The sequence below is a fragment of the Dietzia sp. CW19 genome, from assembly GCF_014145265.1.
In the GTDB taxonomy this organism is placed as follows: Bacteria; Actinomycetota; Actinomycetes; order Mycobacteriales; family Mycobacteriaceae; genus Dietzia; species Dietzia natronolimnaea.
The window spans coordinates 1-2,426 of record NZ_JAALEE010000025.1 but is presented as its reverse complement, the minus strand read 5'-3'; the positions used below and the strand labels follow the sequence as shown (position 1 = coordinate 2,426).

The window sequence follows — 2,426 nt, the reverse complement described above, 5'->3', positions numbered from 1 at the left end:
CGGACGGCCGGGCTCGCCCGGCGGCGCGGGCTCCGGTGCCGCGGTGGGCCGACCCTCCCAGCCGTCCGGGCAGTGCTCGGGGGTCTTCGGGGGTTCCACGATCGGCCTGGGCTTGTGGATCTCCGGCAGGTCCGACGGCAACGGGTAGGAGTTGACGGCGTAGCCGTGCGCCCACGCGTTGACGTTGGCCACGTACGCGAGCGAGTTGTTGTAGGCGAGGACCGCCCGGGTGCGGGCCGCGGGGTCACCCATCGAACCGCCCTGTCCACACAGCAGGGTCGCGGCCGCGAGTGCACCGTCGTAGATGTTGTTGGGGTCGGCCACGCCGTCGCCGTTGCCGTCCCGACCCAGCACCGCCCAGGTGGAGGGGATGAACTGAACGGGGCCGACCGCCCGGTCGAACTCGGTGTCGCCGTCGAACCGCCCGCCGTCGGTGTCGGTGATGACGGCGGTGCCGGGCAGCGAGCCGTCGAGGCGGGGACCGAGGATGCGGCCGATGGTGTTGCCCTGCGCGTCGAAGCGTCCACGGCCCTGGTTGGACTCGACCTGGCCGATGCCCGCGAGGAGTGTCCAGTCCATCTCGCACGCGGGCTTCTCGAGGTTGAGGCGGTCGGTGGCGCGGTGGTAGGCGTCCAGGGCGATGCCGGGGATCCCGAGGGGGCCGTCCGGGATCGTCGCGGGCTCGATGTGTGCGGCGCCGGGGTCCCGGACGTCGGTCGGCGGCGGGTTCTCGGAGGTCGGAGTGGTGGCACCCGCCGCGGTCGTCGTCGGATCCTGGGTGGCGGTCTCGGCCGCCTGGACGATTCCCGAGGCCCCGGTGGGCCGACTGTGGTCCATCGTCAGACTCACGGCGGTGAGCACGCCGATCACGCCCGCGGCGACCGCGGCGCTGGTCAGTGCCCGTCGATCAGTGTTGTGCGCGATCTTGCGCAAAGTTCCCCCTACAACGTCCGGACGGTGTCGCGAGCGGGGTGCGTCGCGGCATCGCTGCCGTGCTGGTCGACGCTACCTCCGGCCCCTGGTGTCTGAATCGCTTTTGCGGCGTTCGGTGTTACCGCCGTCACAATTCTGGTCCGCGAGCAGCGATTCTATGCGCTCGATCGAGCTCCTGAGGTCGTCGAGTTCCCGGCGGAGGTAGTCGCGGGTGACCGTCTCACCCACGGAGAGCCGGACGGAGGCCAGTTCCCGGGCCAGGAACTCGGTGTCCGCCTTGGTCTGGGTGGCCCGCAGCCTGTCCTCCGCGATCGACTCCTTGTCGCGGTCCTCCTGACGGTTCTGGGCCAGGAGGATGAGGGGGGCGGCGTAGGCCGCCTGGGTGGAGAACGCGAGGTTGAGGAGGATGAACGGATAGGGGTCGAAGCGCATCGCCACGACCGTGACGTTGATGAGGATCCAGACGATCACGAGGATCGTCTGGATCAGCAGGTACTGGCCGGTCCCGAAGAACCGGGCGATGGCCTCGCTGTACCGGCCCACGGCGTCCGGGTCGACACTGATGCGGGGCCGCCGCGAGGTGACGGGTGTGGAGAGCGCGGAGCGCGTGCCCGGTTCGGTCACCGACGGACCTCCCTGTGGTCGTGGAGGTCCATGTCACGCCAGTCCTCGGGGAGCAGGTGGTCGAGGAGGTCGTCCACCGCGACCGCCCCCAGGAGATGGCCCTCGTCGTCCACGACGGGACCGCACACGAGGTTATAGGTGGCGAAGAACCTCGTCACCGAGTCCACCGAGTCGGTGGGACGCAGGCTGGACAGGCTGGTGTCCACGGTCTCGGCGACCATCGTCGACGGCAACTCCCGGAGCAGCGCCTGGATGTGGACGCATCCGAGGTATTTGCCCGTCGGGGTGGCCGTGGGGGGTCGGACCACGAAGACGAGGCTCGCCAGCGCCGGGCTCAGGTCGGGATTGCGGCAGTGGGCCAGGGCTTCCGCGACGGTCGTCTGGGGGGACAGGATGATGGGTTCCGGTGTCATGAGCCCGCCGGCGGTGTCCGCGTCGAACGTCAACAGGCGGCGGACGGGTGCGGAGCCCTCCGGATGCATGAGTTCGAGGAAGGACTCGGCGTCCTTCTCCGGCATCTCGCCCAGCAGGTCCGCCGCGTCGTCCGGATCCATCGCCTCGAGGACGTCCGCCGCCCGTTCCAGCTCGAGACGGGTCACGATCTCGGTCTGCTCGTCGTGGGGCAGTTCCTGGAGGATGTCCGCGAGTCGTTCGTCGTCGAGGGTGCGGGCCACCTCGAGCCGACGCACCTCGGGTAGTTCACGCAGGGCGTGCGCGACATCGGCGGGACGGAGATCGGCGTAGTGCTCGACCAGGCTCTCGGCTCCGTGCTCCGGGGTGCCGATGGCGTCGTCGTCGAACCCCTCGATCCGACTCCAGGGCTGGATCGACACCGGCCCCCGGCGGCCGAGGGGCCCGCGCCCACGACG

3 protein-coding genes are annotated in these 2,426 nt (G+C 70.3%); all 3 read right to left on the bottom strand.

What is annotated here, in order from left to right; genetic code table 11:
- Positions 1-933: hypothetical protein (locus G6021_RS01005; protein WP_182640478.1), on the bottom strand; the 933-nt coding region annotated here is incomplete at its 3' end.
- A 72-nt stretch (positions 934-1,005) separates the two neighbouring features.
- Positions 1,006-1,557, bottom strand: a complete 552-nt coding sequence (locus G6021_RS01000; protein WP_182610526.1) for a DUF1003 domain-containing protein — start codon at positions 1,555-1,557, stop codon at positions 1,006-1,008.
- Positions 1,554-2,426, bottom strand: an 873-nt coding sequence (locus G6021_RS00995) for a CBS domain-containing protein (RefSeq protein ID WP_241732651.1), incomplete at its 5' end; no start/stop codon positions are given. The genes G6021_RS00995 and G6021_RS01000, both read right to left, overlap by 4 nt.